General features: G+C 71.6%; 13 protein-coding genes. 8 read left to right on the top strand and 5 right to left on the bottom strand.

The window, feature by feature from the left end; translation table 11 throughout:
• The first annotated feature begins 224 nt into the window (after positions 1–224).
• Positions 225–857, top strand: coding sequence for an acyl-CoA synthetase (locus FB047_RS16030; protein WP_240752874.1), 633 nt, complete (start codon positions 225–227; stop codon positions 855–857).
• Positions 854–1,219, top strand: a complete 366-nt coding sequence (locus FB047_RS16025) for an amino acid transporter (protein ID WP_136588212.1) — start codon at positions 854–856, stop codon at positions 1,217–1,219. Before FB047_RS16030 ends, FB047_RS16025 begins: the two co-directional genes overlap by 4 nt.
• A 327-nt stretch (positions 1,220–1,546) precedes the next feature.
• Here the strand turns inward: FB047_RS16025 and FB047_RS16020 are convergent, their stop codons facing one another.
• The 4 genes from FB047_RS16020 to FB047_RS16005 form a co-directional block, all read right to left on the bottom strand.
• Positions 1,547–2,587 (bottom strand): zinc-dependent alcohol dehydrogenase family protein, encoded by a 1,041-nt coding sequence (locus FB047_RS16020; protein WP_136588211.1) that lies wholly within the window; start codon positions 2,585–2,587, stop codon positions 1,547–1,549.
• Positions 2,588–2,766: 179 nt separating this feature from the next.
• On the bottom strand, positions 2,767–4,146 hold the full coding sequence (gene purB / locus FB047_RS16015; RefSeq protein WP_136588210.1) for an adenylosuccinate lyase: 1,380 nt from the start codon (positions 4,144–4,146) through the stop codon (positions 2,767–2,769).
• A gap of 27 nt (positions 4,147–4,173) precedes the next feature.
• Positions 4,174–4,680 (bottom strand): low molecular weight protein-tyrosine-phosphatase, encoded by a 507-nt coding sequence (locus tag FB047_RS16010; protein WP_136588209.1) that lies wholly within the window; start codon positions 4,678–4,680, stop codon positions 4,174–4,176.
• 58 nt (positions 4,681–4,738) lie between these two features.
• A complete protein-coding gene (locus FB047_RS16005) occupies positions 4,739–5,143 on the bottom strand; it encodes a phage holin family protein (RefSeq protein WP_136588208.1) in 405 nt (134 codons plus the stop codon).
• Between the two features lie 100 nt (positions 5,144–5,243).
• Here FB047_RS16005 and FB047_RS16000 point away from each other — a divergent pair, with 100 nt between their 5' ends.
• The 6 genes from FB047_RS16000 to FB047_RS17020 all read left to right on the top strand — a co-directional run bounded on the left by FB047_RS16000 (position 5,244) and on the right by FB047_RS17020 (position 11,663).
• Positions 5,244–6,329, top strand: coding sequence for a histidinol-phosphate transaminase (locus tag FB047_RS16000; protein ID WP_136588207.1), 1,086 nt, complete (start codon positions 5,244–5,246; stop codon positions 6,327–6,329).
• Positions 6,326–7,828: a glycoside hydrolase family 43 protein gene (locus tag FB047_RS15995; RefSeq protein ID WP_136588206.1), complete on the top strand. Its 1,503-nt coding sequence runs from the start codon at positions 6,326–6,328 to the stop codon at positions 7,826–7,828. The genes FB047_RS16000 and FB047_RS15995 overlap by 4 nt, the downstream gene beginning before the upstream one ends.
• An 89-nt stretch (positions 7,829–7,917) precedes the next feature.
• Positions 7,918–9,048, top strand: coding sequence for a thiamine pyrophosphate-dependent enzyme (locus FB047_RS15990; RefSeq protein ID WP_136588205.1), 1,131 nt, complete (start codon positions 7,918–7,920; stop codon positions 9,046–9,048).
• On the top strand, positions 9,045–10,022 hold the full coding sequence (locus FB047_RS15985; RefSeq protein ID WP_136588204.1) for an alpha-ketoacid dehydrogenase subunit beta: 978 nt from the start codon (positions 9,045–9,047) through the stop codon (positions 10,020–10,022). The genes FB047_RS15990 and FB047_RS15985 overlap by 4 nt, the downstream gene beginning before the upstream one ends.
• 114 nt (positions 10,023–10,136) lie before the next feature.
• The gene (locus FB047_RS15980) at positions 10,137–11,450 is read left to right on the top strand and encodes a dihydrolipoamide acetyltransferase family protein (protein WP_136588203.1); all 1,314 of its coding nucleotides are present in this window, start codon (positions 10,137–10,139) and stop codon (positions 11,448–11,450) included.
• Positions 11,451–11,486: 36 nt separating this feature from the next.
• Complete coding sequence (locus FB047_RS17020; protein ID WP_167494271.1) at positions 11,487–11,663, top strand: hypothetical protein; 177 nt, start codon at positions 11,487–11,489, stop codon at positions 11,661–11,663.
• Here the strand turns inward: FB047_RS17020 and FB047_RS15975 are convergent.
• Positions 11,660–13,102: an MFS transporter gene (locus FB047_RS15975; RefSeq protein ID WP_136588202.1), complete on the bottom strand. Its 1,443-nt coding sequence runs from the start codon at positions 13,100–13,102 to the stop codon at positions 11,660–11,662. The genes FB047_RS17020 and FB047_RS15975 overlap by 4 nt on opposite strands.
• Positions 13,103–13,137 lie beyond the last annotated feature (35 nt).

The raw sequence follows: 13,137 nt of genomic DNA, 5'->3' as shown, positions 1-13,137 counted from the left end.
CGCGGTGCCGCTGAAGCACGGAACGTTCGCCCTGTGTCAGGTGGTCTGGGCGCCTCGAACCCGTCGAGACGCTGTCGCCCGCGCGCCCCCGACCGACCTCCGCCTGACGGCGACGCATGAGCGAGCGTCGCGGCCAGGCATCTCGACGTCGAGCGTCCACGAAGTCCGCTCAGGCGCCGAGGAATAGACTGAGGCGTATCGACACCGTCTCACCGGGACCCTCCGTGACCACTTCTTCCTCCGCTCGTGTCTTCGACGAGCGACACGTGCAATTGGCGCGCGCCTTCTTCGCGGCCCTTGCGGCGGCGATGATCACCTTCTCCGGCGACCATTCGGCGGTGCTCGGGCTGAGCGTCTTCTCCGGCTTCGCGCTGGCGACGGGCCTCGTGTTCGGACTCGCGATGTGGCTCGTCTTCCCGGCGGGTCGGCGCACGGTCCCCGCGCTCCTCGGGGCCGTCTCGATCCTCGCGGGCCTCGTGGCCAGCGTCGGCGCCTGGCGCACCACGAGCGTCTTCTTCGGTGTCGTGGTCGCGTGGGCGCTGCTCACCGGCCTCATCGAACTGATCGGGGCGATCCGCGACCGCAAGGCGGGCCGCACGGCGGGAGCGCGCGACGGCGTGCTCATCGGCATCCTGACCCTCGTCCTGGGGGCGGCGCTGCTGCTGCCGTTCCAGCAGTACGCGCTCGACTACAGCATCACCGGCGCGGGGTCCTTCACCCTCACCGGGATCACCATCGCCGTGGGCCTCTTCGGCGGATACGCGGCGGTCGTCGCCGTGTTCCTCGCGATCGCGGGCTTCTCTCCGCGCCGCACCGAGCCCGTTCCGGCCGTATCCTCCGAGGAGGCCGCGTCATGACCGACAAGCCCACCACCCGCAAAGACCTCATGAAGCCCGTTCAGCTACTCGGGCTGGCGTTCATCGCGGCCGTGTTCGCCGGTTTCGTGACGCTCATGTCGATGGGGTTCTTCCAGACGCGCCCCGCCGATGAGATCCAGCGCGCGCTGATCGTCGCCCTCGTGGCCGCCGGAGCGACCTTCATCATCACGCTCGTCTCTCTCGCCCTGCTGCTGCTGGTCGTCGACCCCACCAAGGTCACGACCACGGTCGACCGTCCGCTGCTCCTCCCGAAGGATGCACCGGATGCCACCCCCTCCGGCCCCGCATCCACGCCCGAGGCTCCGCGCACCGACGAAGGCCCGTCCGCTCCTCGCGCCTGACCTTCGCGCCTCGCGCCTGGCCTTTGCGCCTGGCCTTCGAGCCTCGCGCCTTTGGCCGCCGCTGCGGGGTTGGTGGGCCTTCGATGGGCCGCTGCGGCTCACTGCGTCCCCGCTCGGGCTCGCTGAGGCACCCTCGTCCCACTTGTGGCGGTGCGTGTCCCACTTGTGGTGGGTGCGGGCGGCGTTGACCGGCCATAAGTGGGACGAGGATGCCAGGGCGCGAGCGCGCGGGCAGGGGGGCGTCGGTGGGGACGAGGATGCCAGGGCGCGAGCGCGCGGGCAGGGGGGCGGTCGGTGCGACGAAGATGCCAGGGCGCGAGGGCGCGGTCAGGGGCGGCGCGGGTCGATCATCGTCATGCCGGCCGGGGAGGCGGCATCCATCCGGGGGAGCAGCGTCGCGGCCTCGGCGAGACCGATCACGCGCTCGATGAGCTCCTGGGGGCGCAGGGCGCCGCTGTCGATGAGCGAGAGCATCTCGGGGTAGTCGACGGCGGCCATGCCGTGGCTGCCGAGCAGGTCGAGTTCCCACGCGATCACACGGGCCATCGGCATGGCGGTCATGCCGTCGTCGGTGGGGAGGAGGCCGATCTGCACGTGCCGACCGCGGCGGCGCAGGCTCAGCACGGCGTCGCGCGCGGTCTGGGCGCTGCCGACGGCGTCGACCGACACGTGGCTCCCCCCGCCGGTGATCTCATGCACCGCCGCGGCGATGTCGCTCTCTCCGGCGATCAGGGTGTGCTCCGCGCCGAGGCGACGGGCGGCGTCGAGGGCGGCGGGAGTGCGATCCACCACGATCACGCGGGCACCGAGGGCGACGCCGATCATCACGGCGCTCAGCCCCACTCCGCCCGCGCCGACCACGGTGATCCACTCGCCCGCCTGCACCCGCGCGCGCCCGGTGAGGGCGCGGTAGGCGGTGGCGAAGCGGCATCCGAGGGCCGCCGCCGCCTCGAACGAGACGCCGTCGGGAATGCGGACGACGTTCGTGTCGGCCGCGCGCAGCACCACGCGCTCGGCGAAGCTGCCCCACTGGGTGAAGCCCGGCTGCTGCTGGTCGGGGCACACCTGCGCGTTTCCGCCGAGGCACCACTCGCACGCGCCGCACCCCATGACGAACGGCACGGTCACGCGGTCGCCGACGCCCCACCGCTGCACGCCCTCGCCGACCTCGACGATGGTCCCGGCCAGCTCGTGACCCGGGACGTGGGGGAGGGCGACGTCGTCGTGACCGACCCAGGCGTGCCAGTCGCTCTTGCAGAGTCCGGTCGCGTGCACCTCGACCACCACGCCCCCGGCCGGCGCCGACGGCGGGGCGACCTCGCGCACCTCGAGGGGCTCGGCCAGGGCGTCCATGATCATCGCGCGCACGGCATCCATTCTCCCGCGCGCACGGTCGCGTTCACGCCCGGGCCGCGCACGCGCCCGACCGCGCGCGCCAGCTTGTCCCTGTCGAACGTCCAGAAAACCCGGACGCCGCGAGAAATCGTCCGGGTGTATCGGACACTCGATCCCCCGGGGCGCCCCGGCAGCGCCCGGCGCCCAGCCGACTACAGCGAGTCGACCACCCGCGACGCCAGCCCCGCATACGCGGCGGGCGTCAGGGCGAGCAGGCGCTCCTTCGCGGCATCCCCGATGTCGAGGCCGCGCACGAACTCCGTCAGCTCGGGTCCGCCGACGCGGCGGCCGCGCGTGAGGTCCTTCAGCAGGGCGTAGGGGTCGGTGATCTGCGAGCGACCGGCGGCGATCTCGGCGCGCACGACGGTCTGGATCGCTTCGGCGAGCACTTCCCAGTTCACGTCGAGGTCGGCGAGCAGCACGTCCTCGGCGAGCGAGATCTCGGTCAGGCCGCGCTGCAGGTTGTCGAGAGCGAGCAGGGAGTGACCGAAGGCGACGCCGATGTTGCGCTGCGTCGTCGAGTCGGTCAGGTCGCGCTGCAGGCGGCTCGTGACGAGGGTGGATGCCAGGGTGCCGAACAAACCGCCGGCGATCTCGAGGTTCGCCTCGGCGTTCTCGAACCGGATGGGGTTGATCTTGTGCGGCATCGTCGACGAGCCGGTGGCCCCGGCGACGGGGATCTGCGTGAAATAGCCGAGCGAGATGTAGGTCCAGACATCGGTGGCGAGGTTGTGCAGGATGCCGCCGGCGTGACGCGCGCGGTCGTAGAGCTCGACCTGCCAGTCGTGCGACTCGATCTGCGTCGTGACCGCGTTGAAACCCAGGCCCAGCGACTCGATGAACTCCCGCGTCAGCGACGGCCAGTCGACGTCGGGCTCGGCGGCGACGTGCGCCGACCAGGTGCCGGTCGCGCCGGAGAACTTCGCGAGGTACTCCCCGGCATCCAGCTGACGGATGACGCGCTCCAGGCGCCATGCGAAGACGCCGATCTCCTTGCCCATCGTCGTGGGCGTGGCGGGCTGGCCGTGCGTGCGCGAGAGCATCGCGGCGTCGCGGTGCTGCACGGCGAGCTCGGCGAGGGCGGCCGTGACCGCGCGCAGCTTCGGCAGCCACACGCGCTCGACCGCGCGCTGCACGGTGAGGGCGTAGGCGGTGGAGTTGATGTCCTCGCTCGTGCAGGCGAAGTGCGTGAGCTCGGCGAGCCCCGTGAGCCCGAGGGTGTCGAGGCGGTCGCGCACGAGGTACTCGACGGCCTTCACGTCGTGACGCGTGACCGCCTCTTTCTCCTTCAGCCACGCGATCTCGTCGGCGCCGAACTCCTCGTAGAGCGCGCGGAGCTTCGCGCGGTCGGCGTCGGAGACCGGCGAGGTGCCGAACAGCGAGCGGTCGGTGAGGGCGAGCAGCCACTCGACCTCGACCTCGACGCGGGCGCGGTTCAGGCCCGCCTCCGACAGGTAGTCGCCGAGTTCGGACACGACGCCGAAGTACCGACCGTCGAGGGGGCTGAGGGGCTGCGGAGGCAGAGCGGACACGGGTCTCCCGGGGGTCGCGCGAAAAGGTCAGCCCGCGGAACGGATGGCGGGCTCGAGCTGCCGGAACAGGGCGCGGCTGGCGCGTTCGATCATACCGAGCACCTCGTCGAACATCGGCGGGCCCGCGTAGTAGGGGTCGGGCACGTCGAGGGTCTCGGCATCGGGGAGGAACGACTGCAGCAGGGCGATCTTGTCGGCGTCATCGTCGGTGCGCGCCCATCCGCGCAGCACGCGCTCGTGGCTGCGGTCGAGAGCGACGACGAGGTCGTTGCGGTCGAAGTCGGCGAACTGGAACTGCCGCGCGCGATGCGCGGATCCGTCGTATCCGAGGCGGTCGAGGGCGGCGAGGGTGCGGTGGTCGGCGCGCTCGCCGACGTGCCAGTCGCCCGTCCCGGCCGAACTCGAGGCGACGTGGGCGCCCAGGCCGGACGTCTCGGCGATGCGCCGGAAGACCACATCGGCCATCGGCGACCGGCAGATGTTGCCGCTGCAGACGAACACGACGCGGAAGGGCGCGTCGGCACTCGCGGTCATCCCTCCATCATGGCGGGGAAGAGCGCCGCGCGCATCAGTCGGCTGCGCGCTGCGGCCGTCACCGTCGTGCGCGGTCGTCGCGTCGGGGGCGCAGGATGCCGCCGAGCACGGCGTTGATGATGCCGATGAGCAGCGCCGCGACGACCGTCAGCCAGAACTCGCCCGTGCGCAGGCCCCAGTCCCAGTTCTCGGTGATGATCGCGGTCAGCCACAGCAGGAAACCGTTGATTATCAGCGAGATCAGCCCGAGAGTGAGGATGTACAGCGGGATCGCGACGACCTTCACGACCGTGCCGACGATCGTGTTGACCAGCGCGAAGATCAGCCCGACCAGCAGCAGGGTCAGGGCGACCTGCAGCCATTCGCCCGGGGCGAAGGGGATCAGTCGCACCTGCAGCGCGGGCAGCAGGGTGACGATCCAGATGGCGAAGGCGTTGACGGCGACGCGGACGACGAAGCGCATGCCCACATCGTGGCACGCGCCGCCGCCGCGCGGCAGGGACTATCCCCTGGGGAGGAATCGGCCCTGACGCGCGGGCGGGTCTCGCGGTTAGGCTCGCGGGGTGAGCGAAGACCCGGTCCTGCCCCGTATCCGTCCCGAGATCGCCGCGCTGCCCGCGTATCGGCAGGGCAAGCAGGCGAGCCCCGACGCGTTCAAGCTGTCGAGCAACGAGAACCCCTTCGAACCCCTCCCGGGCGTGCTCGACGCGGTCCGCGCCGCCGGCGCTTTCAACCGCTACCCGGATGCCACTGCCGCGCGCCTGCGCGAGCGTCTGGCCGCGCGCTACGGCGTCTCCGCCGACGAGGTGCACGTGGCCGCCGGCAGCGTCTCGATCCTCGCTCAGCTGCTGCTGGCCACCTCGGGTCCCGGCGACGAGGTCGTCTACGCGTGGCGCTCCTTCGAGGCCTACCCGTCGTTGGTGGCCGTGGCCGGGGCGACCAGCGTGCAGGTGCCCCTGACCGCCGACTTCCGTCACGACCTCCCGGCGATGGCGGATGCCGTCACCGAGCGCACGCGCCTGATCATCGTGTGCAGCCCCAACAACCCCACCGGCCCGACGGTCGGGTACGACGACTTCGTCTCCTTCGTCGACCGCGTGCCGCGCGACGTGCTCATCGTGCTCGACGAGGCCTACGCCGAGTTCGTCACCGACACCGCCTCGGTCGAGGGCGGCCGCGTGCGCGCCGTGCTCGCGCGCCCGAACGTAGTGGTGCTCCGCACCTTCTCGAAGGCCTACGGGCTCGCGGGCCTGCGCGTCGGGTACGCGATCGGTCACACCGGCGTGCTCGACGCCGCACGCAGCACCGCGATCCCCCTGTCGGTCACGGCCGCCGGCGAGGCCGCGGCCCTGGCGAGCCTCGACGCCGAGAGCGAGCTGCTGCACCGCGTCGCCGTGATCGCCGAGCGCCGCGACCGTCTCGTCGAGCGCCTGCGCGAGACGGGCTGGGACGTCCCCGACGCCCAGGGCAACTTCGTCTGGTTCGCGGCGGGCGAGCGCACGGCCGAGGTCGCGGCGGCGTTCGAAGAGGCGGGTCTCATCGTGCGTCCGTTCCCGGGTGACGGCATCCGCGTGTCCATCGGCGAAGAGGAGTCGCTCGACCGCGTCGTCGAGGTCGCGGCGGCCACCTCCCCGACCGCGCGGGCGTGACCGTGGAGCGTGGCGGCCGACGAGATGCCGCCACGACCCCGGTCATCCCGGGATTCTTCCCCGACCCCTCGGTGTGCCGGGTCGGCGACGACTACTACCTCGCGAATTCGTCGTTCGAGTACGCCCCCGGCATCCCGATCTGGCACAGCCGCGACCTGCGCACCTGGACGCAGCTCGGCAACGCCCTGGAGCGGGAGAGCCAGTTCGCGGCCGGGGCCTCGGGCCCCAGCCGGGGGATCTACGCCCCGACCCTGCGCCACCGCGACGGCGTCTTCTGGCTCGTGACGACGAACGTCGACGCCTCCGGCGAGCAGTTCGTCGTCACCGCCACCGACCCCGCGGGTCCGTGGTCCGACCCGATCGTGCTGACGGGCCTCGGCGGGATCGACCCCGACCTCGCCTGGGACGACGACGGCACGTGCGTGCTGACGTACTGCGGCCTCGACCCGGCGCTCCGCCCCGACGGCGGGGCGCTGCCGGTCATCGCGCAGGCGCGCGTCGACCTCGCGCGCGCCGAGGTGCTCGAGCCCCCGCGGCCCGTGTGGGAGGGGACCGGGCTCGCCCACCCCGAGGGCCCGCACCTCTACCGCCGCGACGGCTGGTGGTATCTGCTCATCGCCGAGGGCGGCACCGAGCGCGGGCACGCCGTCTCCATCGCCCGGTCGCGCGCGATCGAGGGGCCGTTCGAGGCGGGCCCGGCCAATCCGATCCTCAGTCGGCGCAGCACGTCGTCGCCCGTGCAGAACACCGGCCACGCCGATCTGGTCGAGAACGTCGACGGATCGTGGGCGATGGTCTACCTCGGCGTGCGCCCGCGCGGATTCAGCCCGTCGTTCCACGTCAACGGCCGCGAGACCTTCCTCGCCCGCGTCGACTGGGTCGACGGGTGGCCCGTGGTCGACACCGCCGAGGTGCTGCCGACCCCGACCGACACCGCGTTCGACGACGACTTCGCCGGACCGCTGCATCCGCGCTGGATCTCGCCCGGGGCCGTACCGTCCGCGTTCGCCGAGACCGCTCCGGGAGCGGGTGTGCGGCTGCGACGGACGGATGCCGTCGACCGAGCGCCCGCGGCCCTGTCGGTGCGCACGCGCGACCTGCGCTGGAGGTACGAGGCGCGCGTCGACGCCACCGCGGGCGCGGTCGCTCTGCGGGTGCGCCTCGACGAGCGGCACGGGTACGAGGTGCGGCTCGAGGCCGGAGCCGTGTCGGTCGCCGCGCAGATCGGCCCGCTCCTCACCCGCGACGACGCGGGCCGCGCCGACGGTGAGATCGTGACGCTGGTCGTCGAGGCGGTGGATGCCACCACCGACGGCCCCGACGACCTCCGCTTCGGCGTGATCGACGCCGCGGGTGAACGCCGACTCGCGCAGTGGGACGGTCGCTACCTCTCCACGGAGGTCGCGGGCGGTTTCACGGGACGCACCCTCGGACTCCGCGCTCTGGGCGACGACCCGGCGCGGATCATCGCGGTGCGATACGTCCCCGTCGCCGAGTAGGGCGTTTTGTCGCATTCCGACCCCGGTTCGCGGCATCCGTTGTGCACCTCATGCGGTCTCACGCATGGGCCGCGCGTTAGCGTGGGTTCATGACCCCGCTCGACGACCCCGCTCTCGTGCGCGTTCTGGCAGCCGACGGCACGCTGGCCCCCACGCCCGCCGCCGAGCGCTACCTGCCGCTCATCGACGCCCTCACCGACGCCGAGCTCGAGACCTTCTACCGCGACATGGTCTCGATCCGCGCGTTCGACGTGCAGGCCACCAACCTGCAGCGCCAGGGGCAGCTGGCCCTGTGGCCGCCGTCCTTCGGGCAGGAGGCCGCGCAGGTCGGCTCCGCCCGCGCCGCGCGCGCGCAGGACCATATCTTCCCCTCGTACCGCGAGCACGTGGTCACCCGCATCCGCGGTGTCGATCCGCTCGACATCATCCGGCTCATGCGCGGCCTCACCCACGGCGGGTGGGACCCGACCGACCCGAAGAACGGCAACACGCACATCTACACGCTCGTGCTCGGCGCGCAGACGCTGCACGCCACGGGCCTCGCGATGGGGCTCGTCTTCGACGGCAAGAGCGGCAGCGGCGACCCCGAGCGCGACGAGGCCGTCATCGTCTATTACGGCGACGGCGCCTCGAGCCAGGGCGACGTGCACGAGGCGATGGTCTTCGCCGCGAGCTTCCAGACCCCCGAGGTCTTCTTCCTCCAGAACAACCAGTGGGCGATCTCGGTCCCCGTCGCGACGCAGTCGCGCTCGCCGCTGTACAAGCGCGGCGAGGGGTACGGCATCCCGAGCCTCCAGGTCGACGGCAACGATGTGCTCGCCAGCTACGCCGTGTCGAAGACCGCGCTCGACGAGGCGCGCGCAGGCTTCGGCCCTCGTGCGATCGAGGCGATGACCTACCGCATGGGCGCGCACACCACCAGCGACGACCCCACGAAGTACCGCACGTCCGATGAAGAGAAGGCGTGGGCCGGTCGCGACCCGATCGCCCGCATGCGCGCGTACCTCGAGGGACGCGGCGCCTCGCAGCAGTTCTTCGACGACGCGGATGCCGAGGGCCGCGCGCTCGCCGACGACGTACGCGTGCGCACCAACGAGCTCGGCTCGATCCCGCGGGCGCACATGTTCGAGAGCGTCTACTCCGAGGCGCACGCGCTGATCGCCGAGGAGCAGCGCTGGCTCGACGACTACGAGGCGTCGATGGAAGGGGGAGCGCAGTGAGCGAGAACCTCCCGATCAGCCGCGCGCTGAACGCCGGCCTCCGCCGCGCACTCGAGACGAACGACCGCGTCCTGCTCATGGGTGAGGACATCGGCCCGCTCGGCGGCGTCTTCCGCGTGACCGAGGGGCTGCAGAAGGACTTCGGCCCGCGCCGCGTCATCGACTCGCCCCTGGCCGAGTCGGGGATCGTCGGCACCGCGATCGGTCTCGCGATGGGCGGCTTCCGCCCCGTGCTCGAGATCCAGTTCGACGGCTTCGTCTTCCCCGCCTTCGACCAGATCACCTCTCAGCTGGCGAAGATCACGAACCGCCACGAGGGCGCGGTGCGCATGCCCGTCGTCATCCGCATCCCCTACGGCGGCCACATCGGCGCGGTCGAGCACCACCAGGAGAGCCCCGAGGCGTACTTCACGCACACCGCGGGTCTGCGCGTGGTGAGCCCCTCGAACGCGAACGACGCGTACTGGATGATCCAGCAGGCGATCGACTCGCCCGATCCGGTCGTCTTCCTCGAGCCCAAGGCCAAGTACTGGCAGAAGGGCGAGGTCGATCTCGAAGCCCCCGCCCTGCCGCTGCACGCGAGCCGCATCGTGCGTCGCGGCACCGACGTGACCCTCGTCGGCCACGGCGCGATGGTCACGACTCTGCTGCAGGCGGCGGCCCTGGCCGAGAGCGAGGGGACGAGCTGCGAGGTCATCGACCTGCGCTCGCTGTCGCCGGTCGACTACGGTCCGCTGCTCGATTCGGTGCGCCGCACCGGCCGCATGGTCTACGCGCAGGAGGCTCCGGGCTTCACCTCGCTCGGCTCCGAGATCGCCGCGACCGTGATGGAGAAGGCGTTCTTCGCGCTCGAGGCGCCCGTGCTGCGGGTGTCGGGGTTCGACGTGCCCTTCCCGCCCGCGAAGCTCGAGGGCACCTACCTGCCCGACGCCGACCGCATCCTCGAGGCCGTCGACCGGTCTCTGGCGTACTGACCCGCTCTTCCTCTCCCCGCCATGAACCGCGAGACTGCATCTCGCTGACGAAACCGCGGCAGCCCGTCACCGTTTCGTCAGCGGAATGACGGCTCGCGAGCAAAGGACACCACCGTGACCGAGCAGACCTTCGTCCTCCCCGACGTCGGAGAAGGCCTCACCGAGGCCGAGATCGTGCAGTGGCGCGTCGCCCCGGGTGACACCGTCGCCGTCAACGACGTGATCGTCGAGATCGAGACCGCCAAGTCGCTCGTCGAGCTGCCGTCGCCGTACTCCGGCACGGTCGGCGAGCTGCTGGCATCCGAGGGCTCCACGGTCGAGGTCGGAGCGCCGATCATCACGATCGGAGCAGCGGATGCCGCCGCCCCGGCGCCGGCCGAGCCCGTCACCGTTCCGGAGCCCAGCGACCCCGGCGGGGCCGTGCTCGTCGGCTACGGCACCGGTGGCGCCGTGTCGTCGCGGCGGCGCAAGCCCGCGGAGCGCCCGGTCAAGGCATCCGTCGGTGTCGTCGCCAAGCCCCCGATCCGCAAGCTCGCGCGCGACCTCGGGGTCGATCTGTCGGCCGTGACGCCCAGCGGAACCGCGGGCGAGGTCACCCGCGACGACGTCGTGAAGCACGCCGAGCAGGCGAGCGTCTTCCGCAACATCGAGACGCCCGAGTGGGGCGCCGTGCGCGAGGAGACGATCCCGGTTCCCGCGCCCGCCCCCACCGCCCCGGTCGACGACGCGCGCGAGGAATCCATCCCCGTCCGCGGCGTGCGCAAGGCCACCGCCAACGCGATGACCTCGAGCGCGTACTCGGCGCCGCACGTGTCGGTGTGGGTCGACGTCGATGCCTCGCGCACGATGGAGCTCGTCAAGCGCCTCAAGGCCTCGCCCGACTTCGCCGACGTCAAGATCTCGCCGCTGCTGATCATGGCGCGCGCCGTGATCTGGGCGCTCCGCCGCACGCCGATGATCAACGCCGCCTGGGTCGACACCGAGGACGGTGCGCAGATCCGCGTGCGCCACTACGTCAACCTCGGCATCGCCGCGGCGACCCCGCGCGGCCTGCTCGTTCCGAACATCAAGGACGCGCAGGCGCTGAAGACGCGCGAGCTCGCCAAGGCGCTCGAGCACCTCACCCTCACCGCGCGCGAGGGCAAGACCAGCCCCGCCGACCAGACCGGCGGCACCTTCACGATCACCAATATCGGCGTCTTCGGCGTGGATGCCGGGACCCCGATCATAAACCCCGGCGAGGCCGGCATCATCGCCCTCGGCGCGATCCGGCAGAAGCCGTGGGTCGTCGACGGCGAGGTGCGCCCGCGCTGGGTGACCACGGTGTCGGGTTCGTTCGATCACCGCGTGGTCGACGGCGACGGGATCTCGCGGTTCATCGCCGACGTGGCATCCGTTCTGGAGGAGCCCGCGCTGCTGCTGGACTGAGGTCGGCGTCGCTGACGGGCGCGTACCGTGGACCGCATGGACCCCGAGCCGGACAGCCCGGAGCAACGCGCCCTGCGCGCGCTCCGCGCGATCGACGACGGCGCCGACATCGGCGCGGAGGCGCTGAAGCTGTCGAACGAGTTCACCGACCGACACACGGCGCGGCTGTCGGCGTGGTTGCGCCGTCGCCGGCGGCCCTCGATCGAGGACTAACCCGGCAGCGAGGGGTGCTTCTCGGCCGTCGACGGCCGCGTCGGGATCAGCAGCGCCAGCACGAGCGCGACCGCGGCCGCTCCGATGCCCATCAGGAACGACACCTGGAACGCCTGCGCCGTGGGCACGCGCGTCTCAGCGTCGCCGGTCGACAGCGTCGCGAGCACGACGCCGACGATCGCCGCGGCGGTGCTCGTCCCGAGGGAGCGCGCGAGCGCGTTGAGACCGTTCGACGCGCCCGTCTCGCTGGGCGGGACGGCGCGCATGATGAGCATCGGCATGGCCGCGTAGCCGAACCCGATGCCGAAGCCGATGAGGATGTTCGCCACGACGAAGTGCCAGACCTCGCTCGAGAAGACCAGGCTGAACCCGTAGGCGACGATGAGCGAGATCGCGCCCGCGATCAGCAGCACGCGGGGTCCGATCGTGCGCGCGAGCGTGCCCGAGATGGGTGAGAGCACCATCATCACCAGGCCCGAGGGCATGACGACCAGGCTCGCGGCCAGCAGCGACAGCCCGAGGCCCACCCCCGTCGCGACCGGCAGCTCGAGCATCTGCGGGTAGGCGACGTTCGAGGTGAACAGGGCGAAGCCCATGGCGATGGATGCCAGGTTGGTCAGCAGCACGGGGCGGCGGGCGGCGACCCGCAGGTCGAGGAGGGGATTGTCGACGCGGAGCTCGAACCATCCCCACAGCAGCAGCACGACGACACCGCCGATCGCGAGCGACAGCGTCAGCGGCGACGTCCATCCCCAGGTGTTGCCGCGCGACACGGCCAGCAGGATGCCGATGAGACCGAGGGCGAGACCGACGGCGCCGAGGTAGTCGAAGCGGCCGGCGGTGCGCAGCACGCTCACCGGCACGATCCAGAGGATCAGCGCGAACACGACCGCGCCGAGGCCGCCGGCGATCCAGAACAGCCAGTGCCAGTCGGTGTTCTCGGCCACGAGCGCGCTGATCGGCAGGCCGAGTGCGCCGCCGACGCCGAGCGTCGCGCTCATGAGCGCGATGGCGCTGTCGACGCGGTTCTCGTGCAGCACGTCGCGCATGATCGAGATGCCGAGCGGGACGACGCCCACGATGGCGCCCTGCAGGGCGCGCCCGATGATCATGCCGATGATGCCGGTCGACAGCGCCGCGATGACCGAACCGAGGATCATCACGACCAGCAGCACGAGCACGATGCGCCGTTTGCCGTACATGTCGCCGAGTCGGCCCGCGATCGGCGTGATCACGGCCGCGGCGAGCAGCGTCGAGGTCACGACCCACGCGGTGTCGTCGCGCGACGCGTTCAGCAGCTGCGGCAACTGCGACTGGATCGGCACCACGAGGGTGAACATGAACGACGAGCACAGTCCCGCGAGGGCCAGGATGGCGACGACCAGACCTTGAGGGCTGTTCCGGGACAATCTCTTCCGCGCGTTCTCGTCCCGTGACATCGCTGTCCAGGCTATCCGCCTCGGGAGAGGAGTCG

Source organism: Microbacterium hydrothermale, assembly GCF_004854025.1.
GTDB classification, from domain to species: Bacteria; Actinomycetota; Actinomycetes; order Actinomycetales; family Microbacteriaceae; genus Microbacterium; species Microbacterium hydrothermale.
This window is presented reverse-complemented; position numbering and strand designations above follow the sequence as displayed.

What these genes read in the sequence shown, in the direction of transcription:
- FB047_RS16010 (WP_136588209.1), bottom strand. Translation starts at nt 4,680, where the DNA reads ATGACCGCGAGTGCCGACGCGCCCTTCCGCGTCGTGTTCGTCTGCAGC.
- FB047_RS16005 (WP_136588208.1), bottom strand. Translation starts at nt 5,143, where the DNA reads ATGCGCTTCGTCGTCCGCGTCGCCGTCAACGCCTTCGCCATCTGGATC.
- FB047_RS16025 (WP_136588212.1), top strand. Translation starts at nt 854, where the DNA reads ATGACCGACAAGCCCACCACCCGCAAAGACCTCATGAAGCCCGTTCAG.
- FB047_RS17020 (WP_167494271.1), top strand. Translation starts at nt 11,487, where the DNA reads ATGGACCCCGAGCCGGACAGCCCGGAGCAACGCGCCCTGCGCGCGCTC.
- FB047_RS15975 (WP_136588202.1), bottom strand. Translation starts at nt 13,102, where the DNA reads ATGTCACGGGACGAGAACGCGCGGAAGAGATTGTCCCGGAACAGCCCT.
- FB047_RS15990 (WP_136588205.1), top strand. Translation starts at nt 7,918, where the DNA reads ATGACCCCGCTCGACGACCCCGCTCTCGTGCGCGTTCTGGCAGCCGAC.